General features: G+C 46.2%; 10 protein-coding genes. 5 read left to right on the top strand and 5 right to left on the bottom strand.

Going from position 1 to position 15,152, the window contains the following annotated elements; genetic code table 11:
* Positions 1–258: 258 nt before the first annotated feature.
* The 3 genes from MSG35_RS16195 (at position 259) to MSG35_RS16185 (ending at position 4,607) form a co-directional block, all read left to right on the top strand.
* The gene (locus tag MSG35_RS16195) at positions 259–1,227 is read left to right on the top strand and encodes a TAXI family TRAP transporter solute-binding subunit (protein WP_017061374.1); all 969 of its coding nucleotides are present in this window, start codon (positions 259–261) and stop codon (positions 1,225–1,227) included.
* A gap of 255 nt (positions 1,228–1,482) precedes the next feature.
* Positions 1,483–4,062, top strand: a complete 2,580-nt coding sequence (locus MSG35_RS16190) for a TRAP transporter permease (RefSeq protein ID WP_081230456.1) — start codon at positions 1,483–1,485, stop codon at positions 4,060–4,062.
* Positions 4,063–4,169: 107 nt separating this feature from the next.
* Entirely contained in the window at positions 4,170–4,607 is a 438-nt protein-coding gene (locus MSG35_RS16185; protein WP_048609641.1) for a universal stress protein, read from the top strand.
* A gap of 104 nt (positions 4,608–4,711) precedes the next feature.
* Here the strand turns inward: MSG35_RS16185 and MSG35_RS16180 are convergent, their stop codons facing one another.
* Both MSG35_RS16180 and rluA read right to left on the bottom strand, forming a co-directional pair.
* Entirely contained in the window at positions 4,712–5,674 is a 963-nt protein-coding gene (locus MSG35_RS16180) for a D-2-hydroxyacid dehydrogenase (protein WP_248384546.1), read from the bottom strand.
* 34 nt (positions 5,675–5,708) lie between these two features.
* The gene (gene rluA, locus MSG35_RS16175; protein ID WP_065676154.1) at positions 5,709–6,443 is read right to left on the bottom strand and encodes a bifunctional tRNA pseudouridine(32) synthase/23S rRNA pseudouridine(746) synthase RluA; all 735 of its coding nucleotides are present in this window, start codon (positions 6,441–6,443) and stop codon (positions 5,709–5,711) included.
* A gap of 158 nt (positions 6,444–6,601) precedes the next feature.
* Between rluA and MSG35_RS16170 the strand changes: the two genes are divergently transcribed.
* Positions 6,602–7,879 carry a divalent metal cation transporter gene (locus tag MSG35_RS16170; protein ID WP_248384545.1) on the top strand — a complete coding sequence of 426 codons (1,278 nt, stop codon included), beginning with the start codon at positions 6,602–6,604 and terminating at the stop codon, positions 7,877–7,879.
* A gap of 111 nt (positions 7,880–7,990) precedes the next feature.
* On the opposite strand, the gene rapA is transcribed toward MSG35_RS16170, so the two are convergent.
* Complete coding sequence (gene rapA, locus MSG35_RS16165) at positions 7,991–10,900, bottom strand: RNA polymerase-associated protein RapA (protein WP_065676156.1); 2,910 nt, start codon at positions 10,898–10,900, stop codon at positions 7,991–7,993.
* 467 nt (positions 10,901–11,367) lie between these two features.
* Between rapA and MSG35_RS16160 the strand changes: the two genes are divergently transcribed.
* Entirely contained in the window at positions 11,368–12,747 is a 1,380-nt protein-coding gene (locus tag MSG35_RS16160; protein WP_248384544.1) for a PhoH family protein, read from the top strand.
* A 106-nt stretch (positions 12,748–12,853) separates the two neighbouring features.
* Here MSG35_RS16160 and tldD read toward each other — a convergent pair whose 3' ends face one another.
* A complete protein-coding gene (gene tldD / locus MSG35_RS16155) occupies positions 12,854–14,299 on the bottom strand; it encodes a metalloprotease TldD (RefSeq protein WP_017061366.1) in 1,446 nt (481 codons plus the stop codon).
* 19 nt (positions 14,300–14,318) lie between these two features.
* A complete protein-coding gene (locus MSG35_RS16150; protein ID WP_248384543.1) occupies positions 14,319–15,131 on the bottom strand; it encodes a carbon-nitrogen hydrolase family protein in 813 nt (270 codons plus the stop codon).
* Positions 15,132–15,152: the final 21 nt, after the last annotated feature.

Here is a 15,152-nt window from a genome sequence, read left to right as displayed (position 1 = left end):
TCCATACACCCTTCCCGAAATTACACTAAATCATTGATTTTAAAAAATTCAGTAGCAAATTAAACACGAGATCTAGACATCATTTGTTAGATTTTTTAGCTATATCTTTTAACATTCGAGTAATTTTCTGCCAATTTTTGATATTATTCAGCCACTTTTTCATCACATGGATTGAAAAAGGTGCCGTTTCCAAATAGGAAACTCCAGAAACGACTACACTTGTTTCAGGGTTAATAATGAATAAAGGAAGGGAAATTCATGGCATTTACCAAACTTATTAAAGTTGGTGCTATTGCAGCTGCTGTAATGGGCGCTGGCGCTGTTAACGCTCAAGAGTTCATCACAATTGGTACTGGTTCAGTGACGGGTGTTTACTACCCAACTGGTGGTGCAATTTGTAAACTAGTGAACAAGGGCCGCAAAGACCACAACATTCGTTGTTCTGTAGAGTCTACTGGTGGTTCAATCTACAACGTTAACACCATCCGTGCTGGTGAACTAGATTTCGGTGTTGTTCAATCGGACTGGCAATACCACGGCTACAACGGTACAAGTAAGTTCAAAGATCAGGGCGAATACAAGAAACTTCGCGCTATGTTCTCTCTACATACAGAACCGTTCAACATCATCGCTCGTACCGATGCTGGCATTAACAATGTTTCTGACCTAGCTGGTAAGCGCGTAAACATTGGTAATCCAGGCTCTGGTGACCGTGCAACGATGGGTGTTGTAATGGACGCAATGGGTTGGACGAACGACAGTTTCAAGCTTGCTTCTGAACTTAAAGGTTCTGAGCGTTCACAAGCACTTTGTGATAACAAGATTGATGCATTCATCTACATGGTTGGTCACCCGAACGGATCAATCAAAGAAGCAACAACGTCTTGTGATGCAAAACTGGTTTCAGCAACAGGTCCACAGATCGACAAGATCGTAGCTGAAAACCCATACTACGCTTACAGCACAGTTCCTGCTGGCATGTACCGTGGTACTGACGCTGACGTAAACAGCTTCGGTGTTGCAGCAACAATGGTAACAACTTCAGACGTTTCTGAAGAAGTTGCATACAACGTTGCTAAGGCAGTATTTGAAAACTTTGACACTTTCAAACGCCTACATCCAGCATTTGCTAACCTGAAAAAAGAAGACATGGTTAAAGCGGGTATCTCTATCCCTCTTCACCCAGGCGCAGCAAAATACTACAAAGAAGTGGGCCTTCTAAAGTAATTCTACTTTAAGCCTACTACACCAATAAGGAGGCTAGCCCTCCTTATTGGCTTTTCACGTTTTATAAAAATAACTTAAGTGAAAAGAGCAACCCTTTAAGTTTCTCCAATTTGGAGGACTTACCTTCTTATCAAGCCTAAAACAAAGACGAACAAAGAACGCATTTCCCTATCCATTCACTACACTAGATAGGAAATAAATAACGTTTGGTTGTTCGTAAGAAAAGGCAGACCATCAATAATAAGGATAAAGTACATGACGCAGACAACATCACCGTCTCCAGATGTGCAAGAAATGGTGGCACAATCAGATACTGGTGCGCGTAGCCCTCGTGGTATCCAAGGCCGTATTTTATGGTTTGTGCCTCTATGTTGGTCACTGTTCCAACTTTGGTATGCATCTCCGCTGCCGTTCATTTTTAACTTCGCAATTTTAAACGACACTGAAGCTCGAGCAATTCACCTTACGTTTGCTATTTTCCTAGCCTTTACCGCTTATCCAGCTATGAAGAATTCGCCTAGGGATCGCATCCCAGCTGTCGACTGGATATTGGCGCTCGTAGGTAGTTTTTCAGCTTCTTATATCTATATTTTCTACACTGAACTTGCCGGTCGCTCGGGTGCACCAACAACATTCGATATTGTTGCGGCCGTATTCGGCATGGTTCTACTGCTTGAAGCAACACGACGCGCTTTAGGTCCACCTCTTATGGTTGTGGCGGCAGTATTCCTACTTTACACCTTTGGTGGCCCTCACATGCCAGACGTTATTGCCCACAAAGGTGCGAGCCTGAACAAGGCAATGTCGCACCTGTGGCTAACAACAGAAGGTGTATTCGGTGTCGCTCTTGGCGTATCAACGTCATTCGTATTCTTGTTTGTACTATTTGGTGCAATGCTAGAACGTGCTGGTGCTGGTGCTTACTTCATCAAGGTTGCATTCTCTCTGCTTGGTCACATGAAGGGCGGCCCAGCGAAAGCAGCCGTTGTAGCGTCTGGTTTATCTGGTCTGGTATCAGGTTCTTCGATTGCAAACGTTGTTACCACGGGTACCTTTACTATCCCGCTAATGAAGCGTGTTGGTTTCCCGGGCACAAAAGCTGGTGCAGTAGAAGTCGCGGCTTCAACCAACGGTCAGCTAACGCCACCTATCATGGGTGCGGCGGCATTCTTGATGGTTGAGTATGTGGGCATCTCGTATGTAGAGGTAATCAAGGCGGCGTTACTGCCAGCTCTGATCTCTTACATCGCTCTGATTTACATTGTTCACCTAGAAGCATGTAAAGCAGGCATGACTGGCCTGCCTCGTCGTCACACACCAACTATCGTACAAAGCCTGCTGTCTTTCACGGGTACCATTTTAGGTCTGTGTGTCATCAGCGCCGCGGTTTACTACGGTGTGGGTTGGACGAAAGATGTATTTGGCGATGCGGCAACACCAATCGTAACTGTGGCGCTATTGATCGCTTATGTTGCTCTGGTTCGCGTATCTGCAAAATACGCAGCTGAAGGCGGCATGGAAATCGATGCTGATCTAAAAGAAGTTCCGGATCCGGGGCCAACGATTAAATCTGGTTTGCACTTCCTACTGCCTATCGTAGTACTTGTTTGGTGTTTAACAGTTGAACGTTTCTCTCCAGGTCTGTCGGCATTCTGGGCGACCGTGTTCATGATCTTCATTCTGATCACTCAACGTCCTTTAATGACTCTGATGAACAAATCAGACGATCTTGCAGAGCAAACTAAAGCTGGCTTCGTTGATCTAGCAGAAAGCTTGGTTTCAGGCGCACGTAACATGATTGGTATCGGTGTCGCGACAGCGGCTGCAGGTACGGTTGTAGGCGTGGTGACTCTAACGGGTATCGGCCTTGTAATGACGGATTTCGTTGAGTTTATCTCAGGCGGTAGCATCATCCTTATGCTGCTATTTACTGCGGTAATCAGCTTGATCCTAGGCATGGGCTTACCAACCACAGCAAACTACATCGTTGTATCAACGCTGATGGCTCCGGTAATCGTAACCCTAGGCGCTGCGCACGGTCTTATCATCCCACTGATTGCGGTGCACTTATTCGTTTTCTACTTTGGTATTCTTGCCGATGATACGCCTCCAGTTGGTCTAGCAGCGTTTGCGGCAGCCGCGATTGCGAAATCCGATCCGATTCGTACTGGTATTCAAGGCTTTACCTACGATATTCGTACTGCGATTCTGCCATTCATGTTCATCTTCAACACCCAACTACTGTTGATGGGTATTGATTCTTGGTGGCACTTAGCGTTGACGATTTTCTCCTCTGTGACTGCGGTACTTATCTTTGCAGCAGCGACACAAGGTTGGTGGTTCACGAAGAACAAGTGGTGGGAAACGATTCTGCTTATCGTTCTGACCTTCTCTTTCTTCCGCCCAGGTTTCTGGTGGGACATGATTTATCCAGAGAAAGTTCTTTCACCTGGAGTTGAGATCGCTCAAATCACAGAAAATCTATCTGTGGGACAATCACTTGAATTGAGAGTAGGTGGCGAAAACTTAGAAGGTAACTATTCTGAGAAAACTGTTCGCCTTCCGTTTGAAGATTCTGCGACAACAAGTGAAGACCGCATTGCTTCAATGGGCCTAATGCTGACACAAGCTGACGACAAGATGATTGTTGATATGGTTGAGTTTGGTAGCCCTGCAGAAGCCGCTGGCATTGACTTTGATTGGGAAATTAAATCAGTTATCCAAGACGCAGAACGACCAATGAAAGAGTGGGTATTCTTACCTGCCCTACTGATTTTGATTGGTTTAGCGATGAACCAAAGAAGGCGTGCTCGTAAGGATGAGATTAGCGCGTAATGGATAGAGCCAAGTAGCGCTCTACTCTATTTGGCTTTTTTACTACATGGAAAAGATAATCACAGCGTTTGGTATGTACTAAGCGCTGCTCAAAAAGAGACGAATACATGTATAGACAAATCCTTGTTCCCGTTGATCTTAACGACAAAGGCTTTTCTGATAAAGCAGTCGAGCTAGCGGTATGGCACGCGAAACACAGCAATGCTGAAGTCCACATTCTGAACGTACTACCGGGCATTCACATGTCGATGGTTGCGTCTTACTTCCCGAAAGATGCAGCGAACCAAATGAAGCTTGATGTGAAAAATCAGCTGAAAGAGTTTGCTGACAAGCACATTGACGATGAAGTGGTGTATAAAGTTCACGTTGCCGAAGGCAAGACTTACACAACGATTCTAGATTACGCAGAAAAACTGGGCGCTGACCTTATCGTGATGCCTAGCCATAAGCGTTCGAAAATCGACAAAGTTGTGCTTGGTTCTGTTGCAAGCAAAGTGGTACAGAACTCACCAATCAATGTATTGGTAGTTAAGCCGCAAGGCTAAATCACTTAATCGACACAACGATCTAAAAAGGTTGGCCTAAAAGCCAACCTTTTTTGTTTTGCGTTCGCACCGTTTAATTCCAATCGTAGTAAAGATCTCAAGAATCAACGCACTAAGTTCTGCGGATTACCCTCAACAAACCCATCAATATTATCGATTAAGATATCAGACAGCTTTTGAATTGAACTGTCACTGCCCCACGCCACATGGGGTGTCAGCAATAAGTTAGGTAGGTGACTGTTAGCCAATAGTGGGTTCGAGTTGTCTGCAGGCTCTTGTGTAAACACGTCCATACCTGCACCTGCAATCTCATTACTTTTCAAAGCTTCAACCAAGGCTTGTTCATCGACAAGTCCACCACGCCCCGCATTGATCAACACCGCGCTTGGCTTCATCATTACTAGCTCACGCTCTGAAATCAGGTTTCGGGTCGCTTCGGTCAGCGGACAATGCAGGCTGAGCGCATCCGCTTGCTTTAAAACAGCATCAAAAGGCAGATACCCTTCTCGACAAAACTCCGCCCCTTTGCGCTCTGCAAAAATGACGTTCATGCCTATCGCTTTAGCCAGTATCGCAGTCGCTTGGCCTAAACTTCCACTGCCGATTAAACCTAATGTACTGCCTGCCACATCTTGAATCGGATGTGTAAAGAAACAGAACTGTTTATCCTTTTGCCACTCGCCAGCTTCAATATCTTGATGGTAGCCAACAAGGTTTCGTTTAAGTGTAAACAACATAGCAATCACATGTTCAGGTACCGACTGAGTCGCATAGCCTTGCACATTAGCCACTGCGATATTGTTACTCTTGCAGTAGTCGACATCGACATTATTGACGCCAGTCGCTGACACCGCGATCAACTTGAGTTGTTGTGCTTGAGCTAAATTATCAGCATTGAGCACAACCTTATTGGTGATAACAACATCCGCTCCGGCAACGCGCTCAGCAACGAGTTCTGGAGCAGTAAAGTCATACTCTACCCACTCATGTTCAAAGCTAAGAGGTTTTAAATGGATTTGAGATGGGATGGTGGCTCTGTCGAGAAAGACCACTTTCAACTTCGGCATTGTACGTCCTTGAATTGATACTGATGACACCATTCTAAGCTTTTAGCTTACTGTAGTCTGGAAGCTCTGGCGCAATTTCAAAGTGCTGCTCGATTTGTGGCGATGCTTGAGGATAAAACTCACACGGAACAAAGGCTTTGAATAACTGATCATTGGCCGGGTGATAAAAACTGAGTTCACACGCGTGCAGAGCCAACCTATCGCTATAGTTAAAAGCATCTGGCGTTGCATAAAACTCATCACCCACAATCGGATTCCCCATCTCCATGCAGTGCACTCGCAACTGATGGGAACGTCCCGTGATAGGCAGTAGCTTCAACAATGTCGTTTGAGCCTCTTCTTGCTCTACCATATAGCGAGTCTGAGATGATTTACCACCCTCGAAACACACTTTCTGCTTCGGCCTGTTTGGCCAATCGCAAATAAGAGGGAGGTCAATCAAACCTTCTGCTTCTTCTACTGAACCCCATACTCGCGCGTAATAGAGTTTGTGTGTCAGTCGATATTGAAACTGCTTCTTCAAATGACGCTCAGCTTGTTTGTGTTTAGCAAGCAGCATCAAGCCCGATGTCGACATGTCCAATCGGTGCACGACTTGAATCTCTGGAAACTCAACAACTAACCGACTCCACATACTGTCGTAATGTTCTGGCAACCTACCCGGAACAGAAAGCAAACCCGCAGGCTTGTTCACCACAAGAATATCGTCATCTTGATAAACAATATCAATCCACGGTTCACGCGGTGGTGTGTACTGTTCTAACGCCATTGAAGCCTCTTAATTGCTAGTGAATAAATAATTTACGGTTGATTCGTTTATAAATAAATACAATTTTCAACATTTTCGTACATAAAAGTTGACGACTTTACAAAACATGGTATTGATAGGGTAACGGATAATAAGAAGTCAGCATCAAAGGAAAAACGATGGACAGTACGGTTAAAACCACCAACACAAAAACACCAACCTCAGCTCCCCTATCAAGTTTAATTAAGTCTCTTGGCCCAGGCATTATGATGGCCGCAGCGGCTGTAGGTGGTTCTCACTTAGTCGCCTCAACCAAGGCGGGTGCGATTTATGGTTGGCAGCTTGCTGCGCTTATTATCCTCGTTAACGTATTTAAATACCCATTCTTCAGAGCCGGCATCCAATACACGCTAGGAACGGGTCAAAGCTTGGTGGAAGGTTACTCTAACCTAGGCCGACCATACCTTGTGATCTTTTCGATCTTGAGTGCCATATCTGCGGTCGTGAATACCGCTGCCCTGCTATTATTCAGTGCAAGCCTACTCAGTTACTTTGTTCCTTTCGATTTAGCCACTAGCACCTTGTGCATGATCGTTTTAGCGACCTGTTTGATCATTCTGTTTGCTGGCCATTATCGTGCTCTCGATACACTATCTAAAGCGATCATGGCGATCTTAACCATCACAACCTTAGCTGCAGTCGCCATTGCTATCGGCTCTCCAGTCGAACCTGATGCTGCTTTTGTTCCACCGTCGCCTTGGTCATTGGCTGCTATTGGTTTTATCGTGGTGACCATGGGTTGGATGCCTGCGCCTATCGAGATTTCAAGCATCACCTCTATGTGGCTAAAAAGCCAAAAAGAGAAGCAGGAAGTGACCGCACAATCAGCACTGTTCGATTTCAATGTCGGCTACATTGGTACTGCATTGCTTGCTTTAGTATTTGTTGCGTTAGGCGCGCTAGTACTTCACGGTTCGGGGGTTGAACTGTCTCGATCCGGTGTTGGCTTCACTCATCAATTGGTCGGCATCTACGCTTCGACAATTGGTGAATGGTCTCGCCCATTAATCGCTCTTATCGCTTTCTTCTGTATCTTTGGTAGCACGATTACTGTTATCGACGGCTACTCACGCGTGCTTGCTGAATCACAGCGTCTATTATTCAAAAAAGATTCAAGCCCAAGAATGCTGCAAGGCTGGATCATCATTGTCTCTCTCGCGGCATTAGCGATTGTGATGTTCTTTAGCGCTGCACTGATGCCAATGCTGGATTTTGCGATGGTGCTTGCCTTTGCGACTACGCCATTCTTCGCGCTGCTTAACTTCATCCTAGTGAACAAGGCTAAGCTTCCAGAAGCCCTAGCCATTGGCACCAAACTAAAATGGCTGTCTATCGCGGGTCTTGTTTACCTGTTTGGTTTCTTGGCAGTCTTTGTTTGGTGGAAGTGGTTGATGTAACCCCTCTGCCAATACATCTTTCAACAACGAAAACAGCTTTCAAACGCTAGATAAAAATAAGGCCTTCATGATGAAGGCCTTATTTCGTTGAAGCATCTCGCTAATTTAAAACTAGTTGTGAGAAACCACAATCAAGCGTAATGAATCTAGCTGAACCTGAGCTTTGCTGATGTAACCTGTCAATTCATTGATTTGAGCTTCGATTACCTCTAGCTCTTCATCACGAATGTTAGGGTTCACCGCTTTAAGCGCTTGTAGGCGCTCTAATTCACCGTTTAGGTTAGTCTGCATGTCTCGTTGAGCTTGTTCACGCACTTCTTCCACTTTAGGAAGTACGTGCGTCTCACCCGCTTCGATTAGCTTGTGAATCTCACCTTGTACCGAGTTAACTAGCTTGCTCGCTAGGTGACGGTTTACAGGGCTTAATTGACGGTTAAAGCTGTCGAACTCAACCTGAGCTGATAAGTCATTACCACGGCCATCCATCATCAAACGAATTGGCGTCTTAGGTAAGAACTGGCTGATACCACTGCGTTTCGGTGCTTGCGCATCCACAAGGTAAACCAACTCAAGCAGGATAGTACCCACTGGCAGCGCTTTGTTTTTCAGTAGCGATACCGCTGATGCACCAACACCTTCACTCAGTAGCAGATCGATACCGCCCTGAATCATTGGGTGTTCCCAACTAATGAAGTTCATGTCTTCACGAGAAAGCGCAGTATCACGATCAAACGTGATGGTTGCGCCTTCGTATGGTAAGCCCGGGTAGCTTGGTACCATCATATGCTCAGATGGCGTCACAACCAGCGCATTTTCACCCTTGTCGTCTTGGTTCAAGCCAATCGTATCGAACAGGCTCAATGCAAACGTCACTAGGTTAGTATCGCCGTCAGTCGACGCGATCTTTTCTGCAATTTCATGCGCTTTGTCGCCGCCGTTTGAGTGCATCTCTAGTAGGCGATCACGGCCTTTTTCTAGATCTGATTTCAGGCTTTGGTTTAGCTTGGCAGACTCTTCAATCACTTCATCAAGTTGCTCTGTGTTACCAGAAGCCAGCATCTCGATAAGAACATCTGAGTACTTGTCGTAAACCGTGCGACCCGTTGGACAAGTTTCCGCAAACGCATTTAGGCCTTCATCAAACCAACGCGCAAGAATCGCCTGTGATGTACCTTTTAGGTAAGGAACATGAATGTCGATATCACGTAGCTGACCAATACGGTCCAAGCGACCAATACGTTGCTCAAGCAAATCTGGGTTGAACGGTAGATCAAACATCACTAATTGGTTAGCGAACTGGAAGTTACGACCTTCAGAGCCGATTTCACTACAGATAAGAACCTGAGCGCCGCCCTCTTCTTGAGCAAAGTAAGCCGCAGCTTTATCACGCTCTAGAATCGACATGCCTTCGTGGAATACGGTTGCACGTACACCTTCACGCTCACGCAGTGCTTGCTCTAATTGAAGAGCCGTACTTGCACGAGAAGCGATCACTAGGATCTTTTCGCTGCGCTTGTCTTGGATCTTTTCAATCAACCAGTTAACGCGTGAATCGAACTGCCACCAGCTTGAATCTTCACCTTCAAATTCTTGGAAGATCTCTTCTGGGTAAAGCATCTTCATAGCACGAGCTTCGGGAGCCATCTTGCCACCGATCATGCCAGATACACGCATTGAGGTGGTGTACTGCGTTGGAATTTCCATCGGCAGTAGGTTCACATTACGCTTAGGGAAGCCTTTGATTGCAGCACGTGTGTTTCTGAAAAGAACACGGCCGGTACCATGGCGATCCATAAGGTTATCAATCAATTCTTGGCGAGCTAAGGCTTGCTCTTCTTCGCTGCTATCACCTTCGATAACGCGGAATAGAGGCTCTACATCTTGCTCAGAAAGCAGTTCAGTAATCTGGTTCTTCGCGCTGTTTTCAAGCTTCACGCCGGAGAACAATGCCGTTACTGCATCAGCAACCGGTGCGTATTGGTCTTCCTCTTCAACGAATGCTTCGTAATCATAGAAGCGATCAGGATCAAGCAGACGTAGACGCGCAAAGTGACTCTCACGACCTAGTTGCTCAGGCGTTGCTGTTAGTAGTAGCACACCAGACGTATTTTCCGCTAAGCCTTCAACCACTTGGTATTCGCGGCTTGGTTTGTCTTGGCTCCACTCAAGGTGGTGCGCTTCATCGACAACCAACAAGTCCCACTCGCCTTCAAGTGCTTGCTCGTAGCGCTTACGGCTCTTACGTAGGAAATCCAAAGAACACAGAACGTACTGCTGGGTATCAAATGGGTTGTCTGATTCAGCAAACGCTTCAATACAGCGCTCTTCGTCAAAGATAGAGAAATGCAGATTGAAACGACGCATCATCTCTACTAACCACTGGTGCTGTAGAGTTTCAGGAACCACAATCAGAATACGTTCAGCACGGCCAGACAACACCTGTTGGTGGATGATCATGCCCGCTTCAATGGTTTTACCTAGACCCACTTCATCAGCCAGTAAAACGCGCGGAGCGTGACGACGACCCACTTCATGAGCGATGTATAGCTGGTGAGGGATCAAGCCAGCACGCATACCACACAAGCCACGCATAGGGCTCTTGTGTTGTTGGTACTGGTTGCTCAGCGCGCGGTAACGCAACACAAAGTTATCCATACGGTCGATTTGACCTGCGTATAGCTTATCTTGTGGCTTGTTGAAGCGGATCTGGTTGCTTAAGAAGATTTCACGCAGAGTCACTTCTGTTTCTTGGGTATCTTCGCGAGTACCTAAGTAGGTTAACAGCCCTTTGTCTTCGATAACTTCTTCGACAGACAGAGACCAACCTTCTTGGCATTCAATGACATCGCCTACATTAAACGTTACTCGGGTTACGGGAGCATCAGTACGTGCATAAACACGGTTTTCTTCTGATGCGGCAAACATTACTGTCACTGTTCGAGCATCCATTGCTACAACGGTACCTAAACCTAAATCGCTCTCCGTATCGCTTATCCAGCGTTGCCCCAAAGCAAATGTCATGAATCGACTACCTCAATCTTATAGTTGGAATTTGGTCTTCTTAACTGCAGTTTCAAACAAGAACGTTATCCGCTCCTGAACTAAAAATATAGCCAAAAATGTCTAGTTTGCAGCCACTTTTTAAGTGCGCTCTCAATAATAAATATCTCGAGAAAATGGTGCAGAAAAAGGTCGCTAATCTTACTCGATGCTGTGATTTAGGTCACGCCTAAAGGAGATGATTTCATGCTTTTTTTCTGTTTTCGCCAGTGCAATCAAACTGTCAAAAATTCATGGTTAATCTATAGGTAGCAGATTGCTGCTCTCAAACGAACACGCGATATTTACTCGTAACGATATGGCGCTGTTCCTCTAGATGAAGTTTAGGTGAGTAGTTGACTATCACCAGAATCAGATACTAATCTTTATATGAGCTTTATCTACGTTCAATGAATGCAAGGCAAGCCGCACGTCGGCAAGGAGATGCTATGGGCGAGACCAACCGGAAGCTATTTGTTTTAGACACCAATATCCTACTTCACGAACCCTTCGCTATATTTTCTTTCCAAGAGCACGATGTCGTTATCCCCATGACAGTGCTAGAAGAACTCGACAGAATCAAAGACAGTAAAAGAGACGTTGCTCGAGATGCAAGAATTGCGATTCGAACGCTCGAAGACCTGTTCAGGGAAGCCACACCAGACCAAATATCGGAAGGCATCCCTTTTTCTAAAGACATAAATGCATCTGGCAGTATTTCAATACTCGCTGACTACGAACTTCAAGAAAGCATCAAAGCCTTTGCCGATGACAAGGCGGGCGATAACCGAATCCTCAACGCTGTCCTTTATCTTCAAAATAAACGCGCACCACGCGAAGTGGTTCTCATCACCAAAGACATCAATATGCGTTTGCGAGCAAAAGGCGCTGGTGTCCGTTTTGTTGAAGATTATCAAACCGACCAACTGATTGATGATATCCAATACCTCACCAAAGGCTTCCAACAACTGGAAGGCTCATTTTGGGATGGTATCGATAATGTCGAGAGCAGAAGCCTAGGCGGAAAGACGCTGCACACCTTAGCAAGAGCGCCGTTCGAGCCAACCTTCCTCAACCAGTATGTGATTGACGAAGAAAGTGATTTTGCCGCTCGAGTCGAGGAGATTGAGCCGGAAAGCATTACCCTGAGAGACCTCAGCCGCGAAAGATTGATGAACCGCAGGGCGTGGGACATTACGCCAAAGAACATCTACCAAGGCATGGCGATTGATGCGTTACTTGATCCCGATATTGATTTGGTGATTTTAACCGGTGCTGCGGGGAGCGGGAAAACCTTGTTAGCAATGGCTGCCGCCCTTGAACAAACCATTGAGCGCAAACATTTCGATAAGATCATCGTAACCCGAAATACACCTGACATCGGCGAATCCATTGGTTTTCTTCCCGGAACCGAGGAAGAGAAGATGTTGCCTTGGTTAGCCGCAGTGACCGATACACTGGAAGCGCTGCACAAGAACGACCACTGCACAGAAGGCTCGATGAAGTACATCTGTGACAAAGCCAATATCCAGTTCAAATCAATCAACTTCATGCGTGGCCGCTCGATTCAGAATGCCTTTGTGCTTTTGGATGAGTGTCAGAACCTCACCGCTTCACAGATAAAAACCATCATCACACGTTGTGGTGAAGGTACTAAGATCGTCTGCTCAGGAAACCTCGCGCAGATAGATTCTTCCTACCTAACCCCTGTGACTTCAGGCCTCACCTACATGGTCGAGCGTTTTAAAAACTTCGAAGGCAGTGCCAACATCCACCTCAATGGTGTGGTGCGTAGCCGACTGGCTGAGTTTGCGGAAGAGAACATGTAGTGACTCTATACGCTCACTGAATCAGTAATCTAAAAACAAAAAGCGCCTCACAATAGAGGCGCTTTTCAATTTATCTTTGTAGTGATTTTTCAGAAGCTAGTCTGCTTTACTCAGTACCACCGACGGTTAGCGAGTCTAGCTTCAATGTTGGTTGACCAACACCCACTGGCACACTTTGACCAGCCTTACCACACACACCCACACCACGGTCGATACTTAGGTCGTTACCCACCATAGACACCTGCTGCATCGCTTCGATACCAGAACCGATTAGCGTCGCGCCTTTCACTGGGTGAGTGATCTTACCGTTTTCAATCATGTACGCTTCAGACGCTGAGAATACAAACTTACCTGATGTGATATCGACCTGACCGCCACCGAAGTTCGGTGCGTAGATACCTTTCTCAACCGTCGCAATGATCTCTTCCGGTGTGTGTTCGCCCGGTAGCATGTATGTATTCGTCATACGTGGCATTGGAAGATGCGCGTAAGACTCACGACGACCATTACCTGTCGGTGCTACACCCATTAGACGAGCGTTCAGCTTATCTTGCATGTAACCTTTTAGGATGCCGTTTTCGATTAACGTATTGTACTGACCGTTAACACCTTCATCATCGACGTTCAATGAACCGCGTAGATCCGTTAATGTGCCGTCATCCACAATCGTACATAGACTTGAAGTGACTTGCTCACCAACTTTGCCAGAGAATACTGACGACTCTTTACGGTTGAAGTCACCTTCCAAGCCGTGGCCTACCGCTTCATGCAGTAGAACACCCGGCCAACCAGAACCAAGAACCACAGGCATTGCACCAGCAGGCGCTGCAACCGCTTCAAGGTTAACTAATGCTTGGCGAATCGCTTCATCAGCAAATTGGTAAGCAACTTGAGTGCCTTTGTCATCACTTAAGAAGAAGTCGTAACCAAAACGGCCACCACCACCAGCGCTACCACGTTCACGACGATCGCCCTTCTGTGCAAGCACACTAATAGACAAGCGAACCAGCGGACGAATATCACCAGCGTAAGTGCCATCAGTAGCAGCAACCAGCATCTGCTCATGCACACCACTTAGGCTCACCGATACTTCAGTCACCATCGGTTCTTTAGTGCGAATGTAAGCATCTAATGATTTGAGTAATTCTGTTTTCTGCTGTTTTTCCCAGCTCGCTAGCGGGTTAACTGCGTCATAATAAGCTTGGTTAGAGTTGCGTTTGAACGCTTGAACCTTGCCGTTTTGACCTTGTTTAGCAATACCACGAGCCGCAATTGCGCTCTGCTTAAGACCATCCAGTTGGATTTGGTCAGAGTAAGCAAAACCGGTCTTTTCGCCAGATACGGCACGAACACCAACACCGCAATCGATATTGAAAGAGCCGTCTTTAATAATGCTGTCTTCTAGCACTAAAGATTCGTGCCAGCTTGACTGAAAGTAGATATCAGCATAATCAATTTGGCGGGTAGCAATGCTCGCCAATGTATCTGCGATATTTTGCTCCGTAAGCCCTGTCGGGTTCAGTAGCGCTTCTTCAATTTGATTAATGCTCATAGATGGCTCTTGTTTGTAATTAAAATTGATTGGTAAATCGAGAGTGCTGCGTGATTGGCATATTTTGCCTAATGGACTCGCAACTGGATGTGTCTATCTCAACCACCATACTTTTAGGATCTTGGTCTAACTGTGCGACCACTCGTCCCCATGGATCAACCACCATTGAGTGTCCCCATGTTTCTCTTTGGCAAGGGTGTTTTCCGCCTTGTCCTACCGCGACAATCCACGACTGTGTTTCAATCGCGCGGCATCTTAATAGTGCTTCCCAGTGCGCTTGACCCGTTACCGCTGTAAAAGCCGCAGGCACCACAATGATTTGTGCCCCTTGCTTACGTAACTCTGAATACAAGTGTGGAAAGCGCACATCATAACAAATACTCAAACCTAAGCGACCAAAAGGCGTTTCCGCTGTCACAACTTGGTTGCCCGGAGTGAAAATATCCGACTCTCGGTAACACTTATGTGCATCAGCGACATCCACATCAAACATGTGTAGCTTGTCGTAATGAGCAACGAGGCAACCAAAATCATCAATCACCAAGGTTGTGGTCGTCACGCCGTTAGTTGTGCTTATCGGCATGCTACCAATGACTATCCAAATTCGGTGAAGCTTTGCTAGCTCAGAAATTTTCTTTTGCAGTGGGCCATCATTTAGAGACTCTGCATACTGGTGATAGTCGGCTTTACTGCCAAAGACTAACGCGTTTTCAGGGCTCACAACCCACTTAGCCCCTAACTCTTTGCACTTTGCTACTTCTTGAGCAAGGTACTCAAAGTTCAATTCAGGGCTAGGGCCTGATGTCATTTGAATCAACCCAACACAATCCATGTGTATCGCTCCTCCATTCAT

The organism is Vibrio sp. 1CM23M (assembly GCF_023161755.1).
In the GTDB taxonomy this organism is placed as follows: Bacteria; Pseudomonadota; Gammaproteobacteria; order Enterobacterales; family Vibrionaceae; genus Vibrio; species Vibrio coralliirubri.
Note: the sequence above shows the minus strand (reverse complement) of the source record. Positions and strands in the feature narration are given on the sequence as shown.

Coding starts and splice junctions, on each gene's coding strand:
- MSG35_RS16195 (WP_017061374.1), top strand. CDS start 259: ATGGCATTTACCAAACTTATTAAAGTTGGTGCTATTGCAGCTGCTGTA.
- MSG35_RS16190 (WP_081230456.1), top strand. CDS start 1,483: ATGACGCAGACAACATCACCGTCTCCAGATGTGCAAGAAATGGTGGCA.
- MSG35_RS16185 (WP_048609641.1), top strand. CDS start 4,170: ATGTATAGACAAATCCTTGTTCCCGTTGATCTTAACGACAAAGGCTTT.
- MSG35_RS16180 (WP_248384546.1), bottom strand. CDS start 5,674: ATGCCGAAGTTGAAAGTGGTCTTTCTCGACAGAGCCACCATCCCATCT.
- rluA (WP_065676154.1), bottom strand. CDS start 6,443: ATGGCGTTAGAACAGTACACACCACCGCGTGAACCGTGGATTGATATT.
- MSG35_RS16170 (WP_248384545.1), top strand. CDS start 6,602: ATGGACAGTACGGTTAAAACCACCAACACAAAAACACCAACCTCAGCT.
- rapA (WP_065676156.1), bottom strand. CDS start 10,900: ATGACATTTGCTTTGGGGCAACGCTGGATAAGCGATACGGAGAGCGAT.
- MSG35_RS16160 (WP_248384544.1), top strand. CDS start 11,368: ATGGGCGAGACCAACCGGAAGCTATTTGTTTTAGACACCAATATCCTA.
- tldD (WP_017061366.1), bottom strand. CDS start 14,299: ATGAGCATTAATCAAATTGAAGAAGCGCTACTGAACCCGACAGGGCTT.
- MSG35_RS16150 (WP_248384543.1), bottom strand. CDS start 15,131: ATGGATTGTGTTGGGTTGATTCAAATGACATCAGGCCCTAGCCCTGAA.